The 20844-nt window shown below is 70.4% G+C and carries 24 protein-coding genes; 9 read left to right on the plus strand and 15 right to left on the minus strand.

All coding sequences use genetic code 11. The features are described 5' to 3' along the window. Positions 1–258 precede the first annotated feature (258 nt). A complete protein-coding gene (locus Q5696_RS11940) occupies positions 259–447 on the plus strand; it encodes an anti-sigma factor (protein WP_305091566.1) in 189 nt (62 codons plus the stop codon). Here Q5696_RS11940 and Q5696_RS11945 read toward each other — a convergent pair. Continuing rightward, positions 440–2005, minus strand: a complete 1566-nt coding sequence (locus Q5696_RS11945; RefSeq protein WP_305091567.1) for a molybdopterin-dependent oxidoreductase — start codon at positions 2003–2005, stop codon at positions 440–442. The two genes, Q5696_RS11940 and Q5696_RS11945, sit on opposite strands and share 8 nt — an antisense overlap. A 176-nt stretch (positions 2006–2181) precedes the next feature. Here Q5696_RS11945 and Q5696_RS11950 point away from each other — a divergent pair, with 176 nt between their 5' ends. Next, positions 2182–2835: a fasciclin domain-containing protein gene (locus Q5696_RS11950; protein WP_305095261.1), complete on the plus strand. Its 654-nt coding sequence runs from the start codon at positions 2182–2184 to the stop codon at positions 2833–2835. A gap of 160 nt (positions 2836–2995) precedes the next feature. Next, positions 2996–3571, plus strand: a complete 576-nt coding sequence (locus tag Q5696_RS11955; RefSeq protein WP_305091568.1) for a lipocalin family protein — start codon at positions 2996–2998, stop codon at positions 3569–3571. 1 nt (position 3572) lies between these two features. On the opposite strand, the gene Q5696_RS11960 is transcribed toward Q5696_RS11955, so the two are convergent. The 11 genes from Q5696_RS11960 to Q5696_RS12010 all read right to left on the minus strand — a co-directional run bounded on the left by Q5696_RS11960 (position 3573) and on the right by Q5696_RS12010 (position 15644). Beyond that, positions 3573–5057 carry an SDR family oxidoreductase gene (locus Q5696_RS11960; protein WP_305091569.1) on the minus strand — a complete coding sequence of 495 codons (1485 nt, stop codon included), beginning with the start codon at positions 5055–5057 and terminating at the stop codon, positions 3573–3575. Continuing rightward, entirely contained in the window at positions 5054–6418 is a 1365-nt protein-coding gene (locus tag Q5696_RS11965; protein ID WP_305091570.1) for a TIGR01777 family oxidoreductase, read from the minus strand. Before Q5696_RS11965 ends, Q5696_RS11960 begins: the two co-directional genes overlap by 4 nt. Before the next feature lie 108 nt (positions 6419–6526). After that, a complete protein-coding gene (locus Q5696_RS11970; RefSeq protein ID WP_305091571.1) occupies positions 6527–7870 on the minus strand; it encodes a cryptochrome/photolyase family protein in 1344 nt (447 codons plus the stop codon). A gap of 31 nt (positions 7871–7901) precedes the next feature. Continuing rightward, the gene (locus Q5696_RS11975) at positions 7902–8564 is read right to left on the minus strand and encodes a TM2 domain-containing protein (protein ID WP_305091572.1); all 663 of its coding nucleotides are present in this window, start codon (positions 8562–8564) and stop codon (positions 7902–7904) included. Beyond that, positions 8561–9463, minus strand: a complete 903-nt coding sequence (lgt, locus tag Q5696_RS11980) for a prolipoprotein diacylglyceryl transferase (RefSeq protein WP_305095262.1) — start codon at positions 9461–9463, stop codon at positions 8561–8563. The genes Q5696_RS11975 and lgt overlap by 4 nt, the downstream gene beginning before the upstream one ends. A gap of 5 nt (positions 9464–9468) precedes the next feature. Further along, positions 9469–10272, minus strand: coding sequence for a tryptophan synthase subunit alpha (gene trpA, locus Q5696_RS11985; RefSeq protein ID WP_305091573.1), 804 nt, complete (start codon positions 10270–10272; stop codon positions 9469–9471). Next, the gene (gene trpB, locus Q5696_RS11990) at positions 10269–11555 is read right to left on the minus strand and encodes a tryptophan synthase subunit beta (protein WP_305091574.1); all 1287 of its coding nucleotides are present in this window, start codon (positions 11553–11555) and stop codon (positions 10269–10271) included. Before trpB ends, trpA begins: the two co-directional genes overlap by 4 nt. 61 nt (positions 11556–11616) lie before the next feature. Further along, positions 11617–12426 carry an indole-3-glycerol phosphate synthase TrpC gene (trpC, locus tag Q5696_RS11995; RefSeq protein ID WP_305091575.1) on the minus strand — a complete coding sequence of 270 codons (810 nt, stop codon included), beginning with the start codon at positions 12424–12426 and terminating at the stop codon, positions 11617–11619. Between the two features lie 78 nt (positions 12427–12504). Further along, positions 12505–13206, minus strand: coding sequence for a TIGR02234 family membrane protein (locus Q5696_RS12000; RefSeq protein WP_305091576.1), 702 nt, complete (start codon positions 13204–13206; stop codon positions 12505–12507). Continuing rightward, the gene (locus tag Q5696_RS12005; RefSeq protein WP_305091577.1) at positions 13206–14798 is read right to left on the minus strand and encodes an anthranilate synthase component I; all 1593 of its coding nucleotides are present in this window, start codon (positions 14796–14798) and stop codon (positions 13206–13208) included. Before Q5696_RS12005 ends, Q5696_RS12000 begins: the two co-directional genes overlap by 1 nt. Positions 14799–14876: 78 nt before the next feature. Further along, on the minus strand, positions 14877–15644 hold the full coding sequence (locus tag Q5696_RS12010) for a dioxygenase family protein (protein ID WP_305095263.1): 768 nt from the start codon (positions 15642–15644) through the stop codon (positions 14877–14879). A 118-nt stretch (positions 15645–15762) separates the two neighbouring features. Here Q5696_RS12010 and Q5696_RS12015 point away from each other — a divergent pair, with 118 nt between their 5' ends. Further along, a complete protein-coding gene (locus Q5696_RS12015) occupies positions 15763–16257 on the plus strand; it encodes a MarR family winged helix-turn-helix transcriptional regulator (protein WP_305091578.1) in 495 nt (164 codons plus the stop codon). 31 nt (positions 16258–16288) lie between these two features. Here Q5696_RS12015 and Q5696_RS12020 read toward each other — a convergent pair whose 3' ends face one another. Beyond that, the gene (locus tag Q5696_RS12020; RefSeq protein WP_305091579.1) at positions 16289–16468 is read right to left on the minus strand and encodes a tautomerase family protein; all 180 of its coding nucleotides are present in this window, start codon (positions 16466–16468) and stop codon (positions 16289–16291) included. An 84-nt stretch (positions 16469–16552) separates the two neighbouring features. Here Q5696_RS12020 and Q5696_RS12025 point away from each other — a divergent pair, with 84 nt between their 5' ends. After that, on the plus strand, positions 16553–16708 hold the full coding sequence (locus Q5696_RS12025; RefSeq protein ID WP_305091580.1) for a DUF6131 family protein: 156 nt from the start codon (positions 16553–16555) through the stop codon (positions 16706–16708). 121 nt (positions 16709–16829) lie between these two features. On the opposite strand, the gene Q5696_RS12030 is transcribed toward Q5696_RS12025, so the two are convergent. After that, the gene (locus tag Q5696_RS12030; protein ID WP_305091581.1) at positions 16830–17090 is read right to left on the minus strand and encodes a DUF6480 family protein; all 261 of its coding nucleotides are present in this window, start codon (positions 17088–17090) and stop codon (positions 16830–16832) included. A gap of 215 nt (positions 17091–17305) precedes the next feature. Between Q5696_RS12030 and Q5696_RS12035 the strand changes: the two genes are divergently transcribed. From Q5696_RS12035 to Q5696_RS12050, 4 genes are all read left to right on the plus strand, one after another. Then, positions 17306–17743 (plus strand): ATP-binding protein, encoded by a 438-nt coding sequence (locus Q5696_RS12035; RefSeq protein ID WP_305091582.1) that lies wholly within the window; start codon positions 17306–17308, stop codon positions 17741–17743. Between the two features lie 47 nt (positions 17744–17790). Next, positions 17791–18516, plus strand: a complete 726-nt coding sequence (locus tag Q5696_RS12040; protein ID WP_370654922.1) for a SigB/SigF/SigG family RNA polymerase sigma factor — start codon at positions 17791–17793, stop codon at positions 18514–18516. Positions 18517–18663: 147 nt separating this feature from the next. Further along, the gene (locus Q5696_RS12045; RefSeq protein ID WP_305091584.1) at positions 18664–19092 is read left to right on the plus strand and encodes an STAS domain-containing protein; all 429 of its coding nucleotides are present in this window, start codon (positions 18664–18666) and stop codon (positions 19090–19092) included. Continuing rightward, positions 19089–19532, plus strand: coding sequence for a CinA family protein (locus tag Q5696_RS12050; protein ID WP_305091585.1), 444 nt, complete (start codon positions 19089–19091; stop codon positions 19530–19532). Before Q5696_RS12045 ends, Q5696_RS12050 begins: the two co-directional genes overlap by 4 nt. A gap of 4 nt (positions 19533–19536) precedes the next feature. Here the strand turns inward: Q5696_RS12050 and Q5696_RS12055 are convergent, their stop codons facing one another. Then, complete coding sequence (locus Q5696_RS12055) at positions 19537–20715, minus strand: zinc-dependent alcohol dehydrogenase (RefSeq protein WP_305091586.1); 1179 nt, start codon at positions 20713–20715, stop codon at positions 19537–19539. Positions 20716–20844: the final 129 nt, after the last annotated feature.

Raw genomic sequence — 20844 nt, forward strand, 5'->3', positions numbered from 1 at the left:
GGCGGCGACTGACCCGCGCCGTCGCCGCAGTCGCGGCCGTCCTCGTGGTCGCGGTGGGCGCCGGCGTGGTCGTGCGGCAGCTCGACCGCGCCCCGTCGGCGCCGACCGTCGAGCAGGTGCTCGCCGCCCCCGACACCCGGACGGTCACCACGGACGTCGCCGGCGGCACCATCACACTCAGCTCCTCCGCGCGGGCCGACGCCGTCGTCGTGTCGATGTCGAACGTGCCACCGCCCCCCCGAGGGGCACGTCTACCAGATGTGGTTTCTCCCCGCATCCGGCGAACCGCGTTCGGCCGGGACGATGAGCACCGACACGATGCCGCCACCCGGCGGCGAGGTGGTACCGGACCTGGACGCGGCCACCGCCGTCGCGGTCACCGTCGAACCGGGCAGCGGCTCGCCCCTGCCGACCGCGGACCCGATCGTCACGATCGCACTCACCTGACGGTCACCGAGCGGGTGTGCCGGCCACTGGAGCCGTCCGGCACCGGTGCCGCCCGCTCCTCGGTCTGCACGACGCCGTCCCGGTCCGTGGCCCGCACCTGCAAGGTGTGGGTTCCCGGTGCCGCCTGCCATCGCCACGTCCACTGCCGCCACGTGTCGATCGAGTACTCGGGCGCGAGAGTCGCGTCCTGCCACGGTCCGTCGTCGACGCGGACCTCGACCCGGGCGATGCCACGGTGCTGCGCCCAGGCGGTGCCCGCGACGATCGTCTCCCCTGCCGGGATCCGCGCGAACGACGCCGGCACGTCGATCCGGGACGCCGTCTTGATCGGCGCCTGCGCCGCCCATCCGCGCCGCGTCCAGTAGGCCTGGGCCCGGTCGAACCGGGTGACCTCCCAGTCCACGACCCATTTGGTGGCGGAGACGAAGCCGTACAGGCCGGGCACCACCTGGCGCACCGGGTAGCCGTGCTCGAACGGCAGCGGCTGCCCGTTCATCGTCACCGCGAGGATCGCGTCGCGGCCGTCGAGCAGCGTCGCGATCGGGGTGCCGATCGTGAATCCGTCGATGCTCGTGGACAGCAGCATGTCGGCGTCCGGCGCCACCCCGACCTCGTCGAGCAGGTCGGCGATCGGGTAGCCGATCCAGGTGGCGTTACCGACCAGGTTGCCGCCGACCTCGTTGGACACGCAGGTGAGGGTGACGGTGCGTTCGATCGGTGTCCGCGCCACCAGGTCGTCCCAGCGCAGTGTCCTCTCACGGTCCACCATGCCGTGGATGCGCAACCGCCAGTCGGCAGTGGTGAGCACGGGAACCTGCAGTGCCGTGTCGATGCGGTAGAAGTCGTCGTTCCCGGTCACGAACGGGGTGCCGCCGGGGACCGCGACGTCGGCGGCCGGCGGGACGGGGCGGGCCCGGTCCGCGGCCGCCACCGACGGGATCAGGAACGCGGCCCGGTCGCGGACCGCCCCCGCCAATGTCGCGGCGAGACGCCGGCCGGCCACTCCGGCGGCCGCTGCTCCCGCCGCAACCGTCGCCGCGAGGACCAGGAACCGGCGCCGCGACATGCCGTCACCGGGCCGGTCCGGTTCGTCGAGCCCACGGGACCGGACGGTGAGCAGACGCAGCACCACGATCCCCACGGCAACCCCGGCGACAGTGGGCAGTACCGATGAAGCCGTGGCGCCGGGACGTGTCGCGGCGGCGTAGACACCGACCGCACCGAGTGCGAGCAGGATCGCGCTGCCGTACGGGCGCCGGGTCCGTTCGACGACACCTGCGACGGCCGCGAACACCACGATCAGGGCGGTCGTGCCCAGGAACAGGGCGGCTTTGTCGTCGGTGCCGAACGTGGTGATCGCGAACTCCCGCGCCCATGCCGGGCTCCGGTCCACCGTCGTCGCCCCGACCGCGAGGAACGGGGACGAGGCGGCTCCGATCGGCACCGCGACCAGTTCCCCCACGCCCAGCACCGCACCGGCAGCCAGCACGCCTGCCAGCGCACGGCCGGGAAGGGTTCGGGCCCGGCCGGACGGCTCTCGCTGCTTCTGTGTCGTCATGTGAAACGTTCGGTGCGGCACCCGGATCGGATGGGCCCCGACCCGGGTGGAGGGTTCCGGGAAAAATTTTTCCACTCTCGACCCATCCGCGTCGTCCCCGGCGCCGAAAGCCTGATGACACCGGGACATCAGCACCGCGCTGAACCCCACCGACCACATCGAAAGTGGGAACCACGATGAACACGTACCGCACCGCAGCCGCCGCCGGCCTCGCCGCAGTGGTGGTCCTCGGACTGTCCGCCTGTGCCTCCGACAGCGACGATTCCGCCGCGACCGACACCCCGGTGTCCTCCCAGTCCATGCAGTCGACGGCATCCGCGGCGGCCGATCCCGCCGCGGACCTGGTCGGCCCCGGATGCGCCGCGTATGCGCAGCAGGTGCCCACCGGCGCCGGTTCGGTCGAGGGCATGGCGCAGGATCCGGTCGCCGTCGCGGCGTCGAACAATCCGATGCTGACCACCCTGACGCAGGCCGTGTCCGGGCAGTTGAACCCGGACGTGAACCTGGTCGACACCCTCGACGGCGGCGAGTTCACCGTCTTCGCACCCGTGGACGCCGCCTTCGCGAAGATCGATCCGGCCACGATCGACTCCCTGAAGACGGATTCGGCGACGCTGACGAAGATCCTGACGTACCACGTGGTTCCGGGCCGGCTGGCGCCCGCCGACGTCGACGGCACGCACGCGACCGCCGAGGGTACGGTCCTGACCGTCACCGGCTCCGGGGACGATCTGAAGGTGAACGACGCCGACGTCGTGTGCGGCGGCGTGCAGACCGCGAACGCGACCGTCTACCTGATCGATTCGGTCCTCGTGCCGCCGGCGCAGTAACACCCGGAATCTCCTCACCGTATCGGCCCGGCGCATGCCACCGGGGTCGATACGGTGAGGGCCCTCGACCATACGAGGAGCGCGGTGACAATCCGAGGAGCACAGTGATACCGCAGCCACTCCGGCCTGCGATTCTCGAATGACATGAACAGGAGATCCCATGACGCGTTCGATCATCGGTGCCGCGGTGGCTGCAGCGACGGCTGCCGTCCTCTGTGCGGCGCCGGCACACAGCGCCCCCCTCGAGCCGGTCGCTCAGCTCGACCTCGGCCGTTACCTCGGCACCTGGCACCAGTTGGCGGCCAACCCCGCCCCGTTCAACCTCGATTGTGCGCGCGACACCACCGCGACCTACTCCGCGGTCGACGAGCGAAACATCCGAGTCGAAAACTCGTGCACGACGTTCACCGGCGAACGCCGCGGGATCGTGGGCAACGCACGTATCAACGGTCCCGCCGCCCTGCACGTCTCGTTCCCCGGAGTGCCCTTCCAGGAGGAACAGGACGGCCCGAGCAACTATCTCGTCGCATCCGTCGCCGACGACCACTCCTGGGTCCTGGTCGGTGATCCGACCCGGCTGTCCGGCTTCGTCCTGTCCCGATCGCCGGCTGTCGACACGGCAGGCTGGCAGCAGATCCGTACGGTGGTGGAACAGCAGGGCTACAACTCGTGCCTCATGTTCACCTCACCGAACACCGGCGGGCTCCAGGAGATCCGGCCACTGTGCACCCTCTGAATCAGCGGTCCGACCGCGCGGCACCGGTGATGTTCGCGAGCATGCCGGTGAAGATGATTCCGTGGAACGGCAGCAACGAGTACCAGTAGAGCTGCCCGGCAATCCCTTTCGGGAAGAAGATCGCCCGTTGGCGCAGGCGTGTCGTTCCCCGTCCCCGAGACTCGAGCCGCCATTCGAGCCACGCCCCGCCCGGGGTGCGCATCTCGGCCCGCAGCCGCAGCAGATACGGTCGGTCGATCTTCTCGACCCGCCAGAAGTCCAGGGCGTCCCCGGTATGCAGGGTGTGCGGATTGCGGCGGCCGCGGGTCAGTCCGACGCCGCCCACGATGCGGTCCAACCAGCCGCGGATCGTCCACGCGAGGGGAAACGAGTACCACCCGTGCTCCCCACCGATTCCCTCGACGACCTGCCACACGCGTTCGATCGGAAGGTCACAGTCCCGGTACCTCTCGTCGAGATGGACGGTCTCCCCGGCCCATTCGGGGTCGGACGGCATCGGGTCCGCGGGCGCGCCGAGTGGGGACGCGTCGGCCCAGGTGGTTTCGACGTCGCCGCTCTCGATCCGGTGCAGGGCGAGCGCGACGGCCTCCCGGTATCCGGTCGTCCCGCCGGGCGGCGGCTCGACGACCGTGTCGATGTCGTGCTCGCGGGCGACGGCGTCGGTGCTCACCGATTCGATGAGTGCACGGCCGAGCCGGGACGGGATCGGGGTGACCGCGCCGATCCACAGGCCGGCGAGCCGCGGGGTCAGCACCGGCAGGACCAGGATCCGCCGTGGACGCAGCCCCGCGACGTCGGCGTAGATCCGCATCATGTCGCTGTACCGCAGCACGTCGGGGCCACCGATGTCGTAGGTCCGGCTGTGCGGCAGTACGGCGGTTGCGGCAGCGGTCAGGTAGTAGAGCACGTCGCGGATCGCGATCGGCTGGATGCGGTTGTCCACCCACCGCGGTGTCGTCATCACCGGGAGCCGGTCGGTCAGGTGCCGGATCATCTCGAACGACGCCGAACCCGACCCGATGACCACCCCGGCCTGCAGTACCAGCGTCGGCACCCCGGAGTCCACGAGGATCTCGCCCACCCGGCTCCGTGATCGTAGGTGGGTCGACAGCCGGGGCGACTCCTCGTGCAGTCCACCGAGATACACGATGCGACCGACACCGGCGCGCTGCGCCGCCGCAGCGAGGTTCTCCGCGCTGCGCCGCTCCGACTCGGCGAACTCGCCGGGCCCGCCCATCGAGTGCACGAGGTAGTAGACGACGTCGATGTCACGGCACGCGGCATCCAGCGACGCGGGGTCGGTCAGGTCGCCCCGCACGACCTCGACGTCCGACGCCCACGGCACGTCGCTGATCTTGTCGGGGTTTCGGGCCAGGGCACGCACCCGGTGACCGGCGGCGACGAGGCGCGGTGCGAGCCGGCCGCCGATGTAGCCGGTGGCCCCGGTGACGAGGATGCGCAGCGGCTCGCCGGTCCGGCCGGTCACGGGATGGCCCCGAGACGGCCGAGTTGGTGCCGGAGGCAGTCGGTGAGCGCGGGACGCCGGAACCGGTGGCCGGCGTCGAGGAGCCGGCGCGGCACGACACGTTGACTCGCGAGGGCCAGTTCGCGGGCACCCTGCCGACCCAGGAGGGCACCGGGACCGAGCGCGGGCACCGGCAGCACGGCCGGCCGGCGCAGCACGTGCGCCAGTGCCCGCGTGTATTCGGCGTTCCGGACGACTCCGGGCGCAACAGCGTTGACCGGACCTGACAGCTGGGAGTCGACGAGGGCGCGGTGATAGACGTCGACCAGGTCGTCGAGGTCGATCCACGACAGCCACTGACGTCCGCTGCCGAGCCGGCCACCGAGGCCGGCGGCGAACAGCGGCCGCTGCAGGTGCAGCACCCCACCGCGGGGCGTCTGCACGATGCCGGTGCGCACGGTCACCACCCGCAACCCGCCCTCGGCCGCCGGTGCGGTCGCGGCTTCCCAGTCGGCGACCACTCCGGCGAGGAAACCGTCACCGCGCGAAGCGGTCTCGTCGAGGACCTCGTCGCCGCGGTCGTACCCGTAGAGGCCGATCGCCGACGCCGACACGAACGTCGACGGTCCGTGTGCCGCCGCTGCGGCGCATTCGGCGAGCCGCCGCGTCGGACCGATTCTGCTGCCGCGCACCGCGGCTCGGTGCTCGTCGGTGAACCGGCCCGCGATGGACGCCCCGGCCAGGTGCACCACGGCGTCGACCCCGTCGAGCAGGTCCGCGGCCGGCGCGTCCGGATCCCACCGGCGTTCCCCGTCGTGCCGCGGCTCCCGCCGCACCAGTCGGATCACCCGGTGGCCGCCCGTGGACAGGAAGGCGGTGAGCGCAGTGCCGACCAGCCCGGACGCCCCCGTCACCGCGACGGTCACCGGCCGCATGCCGTGGCCCCGTGCCCAGCGGTGGACGGCGAGGTCGTCGGCGAGTTGACGGTGCCGGTATCGGAACGTCTGCCGGAGGAACCGGCCGGGGACCGGGGTGTCGACGCGGTCGGTGACACGGGTGCTCCCATCGTCGACGGCCTCGAAGTGGTGCTCGTGCCGCCACCGTCCGATCACTCGCGGCGGCAACGAACGCCACCCGTCGGCGCCGAGGGCGTCGACGAAACACGTCGGCGGATCGTAGGCGTCGGGCCGGTGCTCGGCCACCCACCGCAGGCCGCCGGGCAGCCCGAGCACGGCCCGACCGTCCGCGAGGGACGACGCCTCGCTGATCGCGTGCATCGGCTGCCACGGCGGCAGCAACCGCTGCAGGGCACCGGGTCGGGCGTGCCAGGCGAACACCTCGTCCCGTGGCGCGTCGACGACGCTGTCGAATCGGATTCCCATCGGTTCCGGCCACCTCCACTCGATCGACGTTCGGAAGTGATTCGACGCTACGCGTGCCGCGGACGGGTCGCTGTTCGACGCCGCGGCCCCGGAACCCGGCCCCGTCGGTCAGATCTCCCCGTAGCGGGCCAGGGCCTCCCGGCGTTCCTCGGCATGGTCGACGACGGGCGCCGGATAGCCCGGCGGCGGCCCGTCCGGCAGACGATGCACCTGTTTGCCGGTGACGCCCCGCAGTTCCGGCACCCAGCGGCGCACGTAGTCCCCCGTCGGGTCGAACTTCTCGCCCTGGGTGAGCGGATTGAACACCCGGAAGTAGGGTGCGGCGTCGGTGCCGCACCCGGCTGTCCACTGCCACCCGTGCTGGTTGGACGCGATGTCGCCGTCCACCAGACGGTCCATGAAGTGCCGGGCACCCCACCACCACGGCACGTGCAGATCCTTCGTCAGGAACGATGCGACGATCATCCGCACCCGGTTGTGCATCCAGCCCTCGGCCAGCAGTTGACGCATCCCGGCGTCGACGATCGGGAACCCGGTCCGCCCCTGCCGCCACGCGGCGAACGCATCCTCGGCGTCCGGTCCGGTGTCGTGACGCAGCGCGTCGAACCGCCGGTTGTAGGCGGCCCGCACGGTGTCGGGACGACGGTGCAGAACGTCGGCGTAGAAGTCGCGCCAGCACAGTTCGCTGCGCAGTGTCGTCGCGCCGTCGTCCGAGCGGCCGCGCACGTCGTGCAGCAGCGTGCGCGGATGCACGCACCCGAACTTCAGGTAGGGCGACATCCGGCTGGTCGCGTCGAGATCCGGGCGGTCCCGGTCGAGGTGGTAGCGGTCGAGACCGTCGACGACGAAGTCCCGCCACCGAGCCCGCGCCGCCGCCTCCCCCGCCGGAGGAAGTTCGACGCCGGTCTCCTCGTCGGCGGGCACGTCCACTCGCAGTCCGGGCACGTCCACGTCCACCCACGACACCGTCTCCCGCCCGGTGTCGGCCGGGGCCCGCCAGCCGTGGTCGAGCCACGCGCGGCGAAACGGGGTGAACACCTGGTAGGAGCCGCCGTCGGCCTTACGGACCCGCCCGGGGGCCACCGCATACGGTGACCCGGTCCGCACCAGCGGAATGTCGCCGAGCGCGGCCTCGACGGCCGCGTCCCGCCGCGCCCCGTACGGCGCGAAATCGGCGGACACGTGCACCGCGCCGGCACCGGTCTCCCGGGCCAGGGCCGGGATCACCGTCACCGGATCCCCGCGCGCGACGATCAACCGGCCGTCCAGCTCGGCGTCGAGGCTGCGCAGACACCGCAACAGGAACGTCGAACGCGGGCCCGGCCGCAGCAACCGGTCGTCGAGGACGAACACCGCCGCCGCGGTGTCCGCCGAGTCGGCTGCCGCGAGCAACGTCGGCAGATCGTGCAGTCGCAGGTCCCGACGGAACCACACCAGATCGAGAGAGCTCACGCGTCCAGTGTGCGTGGGTCCTGCACCGCCGTCACGGCCGCAGCTTGCGTCCCTGCGCGTCGCGGACGGTGCCGGCGAGCATCACGATCCCGTCGATGACCGGCCACACCGCACCGAGACCGCACGTGAGCCACGTGACGAGGATCTGCGCGATCGCGACACCGGTGTGCCCGGTGTAGAAGCGGCCCGCACCGAACGCGCCGAGGAAGATCTGCAGCAGACCCGCCGCGACCTTCGTCTTGTCCGAGTAGGGCTCGCCCGTGATCGGGTCGCGGCCGAACGGCGCGGCGGCATCGGCAAACCCGTAGCCGGTCGGATACCCGCCCGCGTACGGCGGCGGCGTCGCCGGGTACGGCGGCTGCTCCGGGTACGGCGGCGGGGTCGGCTGCGGGTACTCCGGCGGGTGCTGCGAGTACTCCGGCTGCGGTGTCCCGAACACCGGCCCGGTCGGCGGCGGGTAACTCGGACCCGAACCCCAGCCGGGGCCGTTGCCCGTTCCCGAATAGGTGTCCCAGCCGGGGCCCGCACTCTGCCCGCCCGACGGCGGCACCGACGACGTTCCGGTCGTCGACTCGGTCATGGAGGCGTCCGCGGTGGCGTCGTAGTCGAACGGCGACCCGAACTCCGGGGTCGCCGGCTGCTGCTTCCCCGGCTCCTCCGGGTCGCCGTCACCGGGTTTACTGAAGTCGATCATGCCTTGTCCCCCTTCACGGAAACGACGTCCGGGCGGTGCGGCCGCAGATCCTCCGGCTCCTCACGCCCCTTCTTCGCGAGCACGAAGTATGCCACCGCGCACACGAACACGATCGCCGACGTGAACGAGTTGACCCGGATACCGAGGATCTCGGTGGCATGGTCGGAACGCATCAGTTCGATCCAGAACCGGCCCGCGCAGTACCCGGCCACGTACAGTGCGAACAGCCGGCCGTGGCCGATCGCGAAACGGCGGTCGACGACCACGAGCAGGACCACGACGAGCAGGTTCCACACCAGCTCGTACAGGAACGTCGGATGGACGACCTGCTGCACGACACCGGTGGAGACACCGTTCAACACGTCCGTGCGGCCCAGGTCGTTCACACGCTCGTAGATCTCCAGGCCCCACGGCACCGTCGTCTCGCGACCGTACAGTTCCTGGTTGAACCAGTTGCCGAGCCGGCCGATGGCCTGTGCGAGCACGATCGCCGGGGCGATCGCGTCCCCGAGCGCGGGCAGCGGGATACCGCGGCGACGGCAACCGATCCACGCGCCGACGGCGCCGAGCGCCACGGCCCCCCAGATGCCGAGGCCGCCCTGCCAGATCTTCAGGGCGTCGACCGGGTTGCCGCCCGCACCGAAGTACGTCGAGAAGTCGGTGAGCACGTGGTAGAGCCGGCCGCCGATCAGACCGAACGGTACCGCCCAGATCGCGATGTCGAGGACGGTGCCCTTCTCGCCGCCGCGGGCCACCCACCGGCGGTCGCCCCACACGATCGCGACGACGATACCGGCGACGATGCACAGCGCGTAGGCACGCAGGGCCAGCGGCCCCACGTACCACACACCCTGTGGTGGGCTCGGAATGTAGGCGAGTAGCTCGGTCGAAGTCACCATCGAAGTCACGAGGCCACGGTAGCCGAGCGCACACCCTTCGCGAGTTCCTCGGTGAGCGTGCGCACCGCACCCGCCCCCTGCTCGACGGCCGAGACGATCGCCGAGCCGACGATGACGGCGTCCGCGTACGACGCGATCTCCGCGGCCTGTGCACCCGAGCGCACACCGAGCCCGACGCCGACCGGAATGTCGGAGTGTGCCCGCACCCGCGCCACCAGTTCGGGGGCCATGTTCGACACCGCATCGCGGGCGCCGGTGACACCCATCGTCGATGCGGCGTAGATGAATCCGCTGCTGGCCTCGAGTGTCATCGCGAGACGCTCCTCGGTCGACGACGGGGCGACCAGGAAGATCCGATCCAGGTGGTGTTCCTCGGACGCGGCCATCCAGTCACCGGCCTCCTCCGGGATGAGGTTCGGCGTGATCATGCCGAGGCCACCGGCGGACGCCAGATCCCGGGAGAACTTGTCGACGCCGTACTTGAGGACCGGATTCCAGTACGTCATGACGACGGCGTTGCCGCCGACGGACGCGATCTGCTCGACGACGGTGAACACGTCCCGCAGCCGAACTCCGTTGGCCAGTGCGGTTTCCGCGGCCGTCTGGATGGTGGGGCCGTCCATCACCGGATCGGAGTACGCGACCCCGACCTCGATGATGTCGCAGCCCGCGTCGACCATCGTCTTGAACATGTCGATCGACGTCGGCACGTCCGGGTAGCCGGCGGGCAGGTATCCCACGAGGGCGGCACGCTTCTCCTCCCGGCACTGCGCGAACGTCGGCGCCAGGCGCGAAACTCGTTGGCTCACTTGGATGTACCTTCCTCGTCGAACAGGCCGAACCACTTGGCCGCCGTGTCCATGTCCTTGTCGCCGCGCCCCGACAGGCTCACGACGATGATCGCGCCGTCGCCGAGTTCGCGGCCCAGCTTCAGCGCGCCGGCGACGGCGTGTGCGGACTCGACGGCCGGGATGATGCCCTCGGTGCGTGACAGCAGCAGCAGTGCGTCCATCGCCTCGGTGTCGGTGATCGGCTCGTACGACGCCCGCCCGGTCTCCTTGAGGTACGCGTGCTCGGGGCCGACCCCCGGATAGTCCAGGCCCGCCGAGATCGAATGCGACTCGATGGTCTGGCCGTCCTCGTCCTGCAGCAGGTACGAGAACGCGCCCTGGAACGCGCCGTGGCTTCCGCCCGTGAACGTCGCTGCGTGCCGACCGGTTTCGACGCCGTCGCCCGCGGCCTCGTAGCCGACCAGCTTGACCGACGGATCGTCGAGGAACGCGTGGAAGATGCCGATCGCGTTGGAGCCACCGCCCACGCACGCGACGACGGCGTCGGGCAGGCGTCCGGTCATGTCCTGCACCTGGGCGCGTGCCTCGAGACCCACGACGCGCTGGAAGTCGCGGACGAGCATCGGGAACGGATGCGGTCCCGCCGCGGTGCCGAAGCAGTAGTAGGTGCGATCGGCGTTGGTGACCCAGTCGCGCAGCGCCTCGTTGATCGCGTCCTTGAGGGTGGCCGAGCCGGTGTCGACGGACACGACCGTCGCCCCGAGCAGCCGCATGCGTGCAACGTTGAGAGCCTGCCGCGCGGTGTCGACGGCACCCATGTAGACGATGCATTCGAGGCCGAGCAGCGCACATGCGGTCGCCGTCGCGACACCGTGCTGACCGGCACCGGTCTCGGCGATGATGCGGGTCTTGCCCATCCGCTTGGCGAGCAGCACCTGCCCCAGCACATTGTTGATCTTGTGAGACCCGGTGTGGTTCAAGTCTTCCCGCTTGAGCAGGATCCGGGCGCCGCCCGCGTGCTCACGCAGTCGCGTCGCCTCGAACACCGGCGACGGGCGTCCGGTGTAGTCCCGCTGCAGCCGGTCGAGTTCGTGCAGGAACGACTCGTCCGTGCGCGCCTTGTCGTACTCGGCGGTGACCTCCTCGATGACCGCCATGAGCGCCTCGGGGACGTGCCGCCCACCGAAGATGCCCCAATGGCCACCGGGATCGGGGTCGTGACCGGAACGCTCGGTCAGACCGGCGCTGGCGGTGGGCAGGCTCCCACCCTTCGAGACGAGGGCGTCGTTGCGTGAACTCACTCCCCCAGTCTGCCCCAGCCGTGACGCGAACGGTCGATCGGGGCCTACTGTGGGCGTCGTCTCAGCGCGACGGCTTGGGGCACGACGGATGCGCACCCGCCGTCGCCAGTTCCGCGCACGCGTGCCGCGGGTCGCCGCTGGTCACCAAACCCTCGCCGACGAGGACCGCGTCCGCGCCGGCACCCGCGTACGCGAGCAGATCCGCCGGGCCGCGCACACCGGATTCGGCGATCTTCACGACGCTGCTGGGCAGGCCCGGTGCGATCTGCCCGAACGTGCTCATGTCGACCTCGAGGGTCTTGAGGTTGCGGGCGTTGACGCCGATGACACTCGCACCGGCCTCGAGCGCGCGGTCCGCCTCCTCCTCGGTGTGGACCTCGACGAGCGCGGTCATGCCGAGCGACTCGGTGCGGTCGAGCAGCGAGGTGAGGGTGTTCTGGTCGAGTGCGGCGACGATCAACAGGATCACGTCCGCACCGTGCGCACGGGCCTCGTGGATCTGGTACGGGCCGACGATGAAGTCCTTGCGCAGGATCGGGATGTCCACCGCGCGGCGGACCGCGTCGAGATCGGCGAGCGACCCGTGGAAGCGACGCTCCTCGGTGAGGACACTGATGATCCGGGCACCGCCCTCCTCGTACGCGGCGGCGAGGACCGCGGGATCCGGGATGTCCGCGAGCGCCCCCTTCGACGGGCTGGCCCGCTTCACTTCGGCGATCACGCCGACTCCGGGTGCGCGCAGCGCGGCCGCGGCATCGAGTGCGGGGGGCGCGGCAGCCGCGGCGGCCTTGACCGCAGCGAGATCCAGAACCGCTTCACGGGCAGCGACATCGGCGCGCACCCCGTCGAGAATCGAGTCGAGAACAGTCATCGAGGCCCCGAGTCCTTTCCGGCATGTCAACCGATGTGAGGAAACTCATCGGTTCATGGTTCAGGGTAGAGGCCGGGGTCAGCCGTCCTCCGGGCGGGTACCCGAACCCGGCGTGCCCTTGCTCACATCGGTGCTCCCCGAATCCGGATCGGGCACCGTGTCACCGTCCGTCGGATCGTCGCCCGCGTCGAGCGCGTCCCACAACATGCGCTGGGTGGGCGGCTCGTCCGTCTGCCCGTTCGTCCCGCGCCCGGCCGCCTCCCGGCGGGCCGCGGGACTGTCGTATTTGGACGAAAGCCCGCCCGTCGCAGCAGGTTTACGGACGAGCAGTACCGCAGCGACGAGCGCGAGCAGCGACCCGAGCAGCACCAGCAGCGCCGGTAGGACCGCCACGTCGGTCGCGGTCACCTGCGTCGCGACCCGCTCGAATCCCGCGATGTCCGAGGCCTGTTCGTTCGACGCACCGGACGTGAGCAACCCGATCGCGGGCACGGCGGCCACCACCGCGGCGACCGCGACGAGACCACCGACGATCCGGACGACCCAGCCGCGCACCGCGAACGCGGCAGCGATCGCGGCGACCAGCACCAGCGCGAGCGGGGTGGTCGCGGCCGCCCACGTGCCGCCGTCGAGGGTCGTCACCCGATCCTCACCGAGGCCGTCGGACGACGTGACCGTCACCCACGTCATGCGCGACGACCCCCACAGGCACAGCGCCGCGGCCGCGAGCAGCAGCGCCGCCACTCCGGTGGCCCGGCGTCCTGCCGTGTTCGCACTCATCACCGATCACCTCCGTGCGGTCCCGCGAAGGGCCGCAGTGTCTGCGCTGCCGCGATGGCGCTCAGGACCGCCATCGCCTTGTTACGGGCCTCGGTGTCCTCGTATTCGGGATCCGAGTCGGCGACCACCCCCGCACCGGCCTGCACATACGCTGTGCCGTCCTTGATCAAGGCGGTGCGGATCGCGATCGCGGTGTCGGCGTCCCCCGCGAAGTCGAGATAGCCGACGATGCCACCGTAGATGCCCCGGCGGGTGGGTTCGAGCTCGTCGATCAACTGCATCGCCCGCACCTTGGGCGCCCCCGAGAGGGTGCCGGCCGGGAAGCACGCGGTGACCGCGTCGAGAGCGTGCTTACCGTCGGCGAGCCGTCCGGTGACGGTCGAGACGAGATGCATCACGTGGCTGTACCGCTCGATGTGCCGGTAGTCGTGCACCTTCACGGTGCCCGGCTCGCACACCCGGCCGAGGTCGTTGCGACCGAGGTCGACGAGCATCAGGTGCTCGGAATTCTCCTTCTCGTCGGCCAGGAGATCCTTCTCGAGCAGGATGTCGTCCTCCTCCGTCTCCCCACGCCAGCGGGTACCGGCGATCGGATGCGTCGTCGCGACCCCCTCGTGGACGGTCACCAGCGCCTCCGGGCTCGATCCGACGATCGAGAACGCCGTGTCGCCGTCACCGTCCGGAACCTGCACCAGGTACATGTACGGGCTCGGGTTCGATGCCCGCAACATCCGGTACACGTCGATCGGTTCTGCGTCGCAATCCATTTCGAAGCGCTGCGACAACACCACCTGGAACGCCTCACCGGCCTCGATCTCACCGATCAGGCGGCGCACGTCCGCACCGAATCCCTCGGTGGTGCGCTGCCGGTGGAACTCGGGCCGCGGCCGCGCGAACGTCGACACCGTCGACCGCGCCGGCGCCGACAATGCCTCGGTCATCCGGTCCAGTCGGGCGACGGCGTCGTCGTACGCCTCGTCGACCCGTTCGTCGGAACCGTCCCAGTTGACGGCGTTCGCGATGAGCGTGATCGCCCCCTCGTGGTGGTCGACCGCCGCGAGATCGGTGGCCAGCAGCATCACCATCTCCGGGATCTGCAGATCGTCGACGGCGTGCTCGGGCAGACGTTCGAGGCGACGGACCGCGTCGTACCCGAGGAAACCGACCATGCCACCGGTCAGCGGCGGCAGACCGGGCAGGCGTTCACTGCGCAGCAACTCCAGGGTGCGTCCCAGCGCCGCGATCGGATCACCACCCGACGGCGCCCCCGCCGGAACATTGCCGAACCACGCCGCCTCACCGTCACGCACCGTGAGCGCCGCCGGGCTGCCCGCCCCGATGAACGACCACCGCGACCACGACCGACCGTTCTCCGCCGACTCCAGCAGGAACGTGCCCGGCCGGCCCCCCGCCAGCTTCGAATACGCCGACAACGGAGTCTCCGCATCCGCCAGCACCTTCCGCACCACCGGCACGACCCGATGTTCGGCCGCCAACGCCCGGAACTGCTCACGGGTAGTGGTCGAATCGTCGACGACCTGCCCCTCCGTAATCGACGGAGGTGCCGGAACAGTGGTGGATTCGCCGCGCATGCCCCCATCATCCCAGGCGCTGCGGTGACGCTGCGCGCCCCGGGCGCCTTTTGGGCGGCACCAGCCGCACAGCAGGTGTCACGCCACCTGGATCGACCGCTTCGACAGTCCCGTCCAGAATCCGTCGATCACCTGGGCCGGGGCCTGTTCGGGATCGTTCGCCGCCCCGAGGGTGACGAACAGCGGCGCGAAGTGCTCGATCGTCGGGTGTGCGTAGGGCATGCCCGGCGCCCGGCTGCGGAAGTCGATCAGCGCGTCGACGTCCCCGGCCGCGATCCGCTCCCCCGCCCACGCATCGAACTCGGCCGACCAGCCGGGCGGGACGGCGTCGGGCGACGGGTCCCGCAGGAACGGCAGCCCGTGGGTCGTGAATCCCGATCCGACGATCAGCACACCCTGCTCGCGTAGCGGCCGCAGGCGACGCCCCAGGGCGAGCAGCCGCTGTGGGTCGAGGGTGGGCATCGAGATCTGCAGGACGGGGATGTCGGCGTCCGGATACATGACCGTGAGCGGCACGTACGCGCCGTGATCGAGGCCGCGGCGCCGGTCGTGGTGGACCGGTTCGTCGTCGGGCATCAGTGCGGCGACCTGCCGGGCCAGGTCGGGTGCGCCGGGTGCGGCGTAGGTGACCTCGTAGAAGCGCTGGGGAAACCCGCCGAAGTCGTACACGAGCGGGGTGCCGGTGTCGACGGCACCGATCGTCAGCGGCGCCGACTCCCAGTGCGCGGACACGACGAGGATCGCGGTCGGCCGGGGCAGGTCGGCGGACCATCGGGCCAGTTCGTCGACCCAGGTCGCGCTGTCGACCAGGGGTGGGGCGCCGTGGCTGAGGAAGATCGCCGGCATGTCGGTCACAGAAACCTCCTAGGTTGAAGCTTCAACTTATCAGGTTGTGCAACCTCACCCGGCCGACGTCTGTTCCCCGGCCGATCCACACCGAACCGGCATTTGACACCCTGAGACCATGAGCGCGCCCGACGACACCGACACCCCCTGGCTCACGCCCGACCAGCAGGCCGCGTGGCGCACCCTGGTGGCCCTGATCACCCGACTACCGGCCGCGCTCGACACCCAGTTGCAGCGCGACGCCGGGATCACCCACTTCGAGTACTTCGTTCTCGCCGTCCTGTCGGAAGCCGACGGCCGACGACTGCGCCTGTCCGAACTCGCCGCCGACGCCAACGCCTCCCTGTCCCGGCTCTCCCACGTCGTGACCCGCCTCGAGAAACGCGGCTGGGTGCGCCGCGACACGGTGCCCGGGGTGCGGGGCGCGTTCGCGGTCCTCACCGACGACGGCATGGCGACGGTCACGGACGCCGCACCCGGGCACGTACGCACCGTCCAGGCACTCGTGTTCGAAGGCCTGGACGGGAACCAGGTGACGCAACTGGCGGAGCTCGGTACCACCCTGATCGGTCAGCTCGACCGCGGCATCGCCGCCGGCACCGGCAAGGCCTGAGACCGGCTCCGCCCAGCGGCTCGCCGCCGTGTCATCCCAGCGGCTCGCCGCCGACACCCCAGTGTTCGCGGGGCACCTCGGTGATCGTCACCCACACCGACGACGCATTCTTCCCGGTGGCTTCGGCGTACGCCGCGGTGACCGCGGCGATCGTGGCGCGCTTCTGCTCGGCCGTCAGGCCCGGGGTCTGGCTGATCTGAATGAGTGGCATGGCGGAGATTGTGCCAGTGGCCGCCGGGTTTCCCGGGGCGGCGGCGCGGGTATCCGACGAGGGTTCCTGCGGAAGGAGTCCGTCATGATCGTGCTGGGTTTGATCCTGTTGCTGATCGGCTTTCTCACCGGTGTCTCGATCATCTGGACGATCGGCATCGTGCTGCTCGTGATCGGCGTGATCCTCGCCCTGATCGGTGCCACGGGCAGGGCGGTCGGTGGTCGACGGTACTGGTATTGACGACTACTCGGACGTGTCACCCGCATACTGCCGCACGCTGCGGGCGGTTACTGCACCGAACGCCGAGTCGTGTTCGCAGCAACCGCCCGCATCGGGCTTTCGGCGGCCGTGCCCGCAGCCGTCACCCCACTCCGGCGACCATCAGGATCAGCCCGATCGCGACGACGGTGAAGACCACGGCGATGGCACCGACAGCGACGGTTCCCGTCGTCGGGAAGCCCCGACCGATCTCCGGTTCGTGTCCGGCAAGGTCCGAGATACCTTCGGATTCGGGGGGTGTCGAACCGATCGGGACCCCGCCGCCTGGCTCGAGGTCGGGGATGTGTCCCGGTTCGGGATCCGGGTTGTGTTGCGGGCCGGACTTCTGCAGTACTTCGGTCATGACGTCCTCCGGAAGGTCGGGGCGGACGGGGAGTTCGAACCTCGATGCCACCGTAACGCGGTCGGGCCCGAACAATCGACCCTGTCTCGTGGGACGCTGGTGACGACACCCCGGTGTGTCCAGGTGTTTGGAATCGGCCCGGACGGGGAATCTCTGCAGCGCGGGCAGCGACGATCGGGCGCTGCGACGGAGACGACGGAGTCCAGCGAGGAGTCATGACGCGAACCTGCGCAACCACGACACGGCCGGACGAACTCGACCCGGTTCTCGAGCTTCGGGCGCCGGCGGACCCCGTGCACCTGGGCCCGCTGCGCGGGGTCGCGACGGCACTGGCCGGCCAGTGCAACATGGATCTCGACCGGCTGGCCGACCTCCGGCTCGCCGTCGACGAGACGTGCAGCACGCTGCTGCGGATCGCGCTTCCCGGCACCGACATCGTCTGCCGGTTCCGGTTGTCCCCCGACTCGTTCCGGCTCGCGGCCGCCGTCTCGGCGCCACCGGAGGAGGCGGACGCCCCGGTGGAACGGAAGTTCGGCTGGCACGTCCTGCGCACGCTCACCGACGAACTCGAGATCACCCGCGGTCCGGGAGCCGGCCCCGACCGGACGGCCGTCACGATCGCGTTCACCATGTTCGGCGGGGACGCCGTGTGAGCCGCCGCACCGTCGACCGATCCGACGAATACAGCGACGTGTTACCGATGTTCACGACGTTGCGTTCACTCGGGTCCGACGATCCGGCGCACGCCGAGGTGCGGCAGGCCATCATCACCCGGTGCCTGCCGCTGGCCGAGCACATCGCCCAGCGGTTCGACCGCCGCGGCGAACCGTTCGACGATCTGCTCCAGGTGGCGAGCCTGGGCCTGGTCAATGCCGTCGACCGCTTCGATGCCGACCGCGGCTGCGAGTTCCTCGCGTTCGCGGTTCCCACCATCATGGGCGAGGTGCGTCGGCACTTCCGGGACACCGGGTGGGCAGTGCGGGTTCCGCGGCGGCTCAAAGAACTCCACCTCGAGATCACCAAGTCCGCCGCGGCCCTGTCCCAGCGGTTGGGGCGCTCGCCGACCACCCACGAGATCGCCGTCGACCTCGACGTCGCCGACGACGACGTCGTGCAGGGCCTGCAGGCCGCGACCGGCTACCACACCCTGTCGGTCGACGCGGCCGCCGGCGGCACCGATACCGGTGCGACCCTCGCCGACGTGCTCGGGGAACGCGACGGCGACCTGGCCGGGGTCGAGGACCACGAGACGATCCGGGTACTCCTCGGGACGCTGCCGGCGCGGGAGCGCACCGTCCTGCTCCTGCGGTTCTTCGGCGACCAGACCCAGTCGCAGATCGCCGAACGCATCGGCGTCTCGCAGATGCACGTGTCCCGCATTCTGTCCGACACCCTTGCCAGGCTCCGGGAGCAGGCCGAACAGTGATCTCGCGGCCGGCCGCGGAGCGCGATGGCCTGTACAGCGGACCGGTTCGGTGTTAGGAAAGGTTGACGTGGGTCGAGCACGCAACCCGGCTTCGCCGCTCGGCGAAGATCCTCATGCCCACTGACCTCGACGGTTCGGAGGCACGACGTGTCCCACCATTTCCTCTCCACCATTCCGCGTGTCGACGACGTCTCGGACGCCCCGGACTCTTCGGGCCGGCCCGGTCGTCCGGTGTCGACGGCGGCGGTGATCGTGGAGTCCGCCCCGAACCTCGACATGAACACCGTCGACGATTTCCGTCACGCCTACCGGGCCGCGTTCGACGCCCTCACCGAACGCGGGGTCACTGCCGGGGACGTCGTCGTCCTCGACCTGACCCACACCGATTTCGTCAGTGTCGACGCCGCGCGTGCGCTGGCCGAGGCACACGATCTGGCCGCGCACCGCGGCATCGAGTTCGCTCTCGTGGCGGTGACACGCGGCATCGAACGTGCCCTGACCGTCACCGGGGGCGACCGCCTCCTGCCGTGCCATCGCACCGTCGATGCGGCGATCGCCTACACGGGTGCACAGTGAGCGAACGTCTCGCCCACCTCGCCCAGATCACAGGACGAGCCGTGGCCACCGCGGAATCCCTTACCGGGGGCCGTATTTCGTGCCTTCTCGGCGCCTCGCCGGATTCGTCCCGATGGTTCCGGGGTGCCGTCGTCGCGTACGCCCGCGACGTCAAGTACGAACTGCTCGGTGTCCCTCCGGGGCCGGTCGTCTCGGAGGTCAGCGCGCGGGCCATGGCCGGTCGCACCGCCGAGTTGTTGGGCGCCGACACCGTGATCGCCGTGACCGGCGCCGGTGGCCCCGACCCGCAGGACGGTCAGGACCCGGGCACGGTGTGGTTCGCGCTGTACGACCGGGGGACGGTGCGTGCCGAGAAACTCGTCTTCACCGGTGAACCCGACGCCGTCGTCGAGCAGACCGTCGAGCACGCACTGGCACTGCTGTCCGGCTGCATGGAGTGAACCGTCAGGGCTCGAACAGGATCTTGACCGCGCCGTCCTGCTTCTTCTGGAACATCTCGTACGCGTGCGGGGCGTCGGCCAGCGGCAGGCGGTGCGTGGCGAACGTGTCGACACCGAGTGGGTCGTCGTCGGTGAGCAGCGGCAGGATCTCGCCCGCCCACCGCTTGACGTTCGCCTGCCCCATCCGGAGCCGGATCTGCTTGTCGAACATCGTGAACATCGGCAACGGATCGAGCGCGCCACCGTAGACGCCGACGATCGAGACCGTGCCGCCGCGGCGGACGATCTCGATCGCCGCGTTCAGTGCCGCGAGCCGGTCGATGCCGGCGTGGGTGAACAACGGTCCGGCGATTGCGTCCGGCAACAGGCCGGTCGCCTGCTGGACCACCCTCGAACCGGGGGAACCGTGGGCTTCCATTCCCACCGCGTCGATGACGGCGTCGGTGCCACGGCCGTCCGTGAGATCCCGGATCGCGGCGGCGAGGTCGTCGTGCTCGCGCAGGTCGAGAACCTCGATGCCACGGTCCCGCAGCCGGGCCAGCCGCTCCGGCACCAGATCGACCCCGACCACCCGGACCCCGCGGTGGGCGGCGATACGGGCCGCCATGTCGCCGATCGGACCGAGCCCCAGGACGGTCAACGACTCGCCCTCTCGGACGTGGGCGTACTCGACGGCCTGCCACGCCGTGGGCAGGACATCGGACAGGTAGACGAACCGGTCGTCGGGCGGGCCGTCGGGCACCGCGATGTGCGTGAAGTCGGCGTGCGGAACCCGCAGGTACTCGGCTTGCGCGCCGGGTACCGCGCCGTACAGTTTCGAGTAGCCGAACAGGGCCGCCCCGGTGCCCTGCTCCCGCACCTGCGTCGTTTCGCACTGGGTCGGCATGCCCTGCCCGCACATCCAGCAGTGCCCGCACGCGATCTGGAACGGCACCACCACGCGGTCCCCGACCGCGAGTCCGTCGATCTCGCTGCCGACCTCCTCCACGATGCCCATCGGCTCGTGCCCCAGGATGTCGCCCGGATTCATGAACGGCCCCAGTAGTTCGTACAGGTGCAGATCCGACCCGCACAGATTGGTGGTCGTCAATCGCACGATCGCGTCGGTGGGCTGCTCGATCCGGGGGTCCGGGACGGTGTCGACGCCCACTCGACGCTTGCCCTGCCATGTCACCGCCTTCACAACGGTCTCCTCACAGTCGGTCGTTCCCGACGGATACCCTCCGATTCCCGCCGCAAACACCGGTGCCGTGCAGACCGTGACCGGACGAGCGAGAATTCCGGTAGGAGAACCGAACTCGACACGGGAGGT

Source organism: Prescottella sp. R16 (genome assembly GCF_030656875.1).
Lineage (GTDB): Bacteria > Actinomycetota > Actinomycetes > Mycobacteriales > Mycobacteriaceae > Prescottella.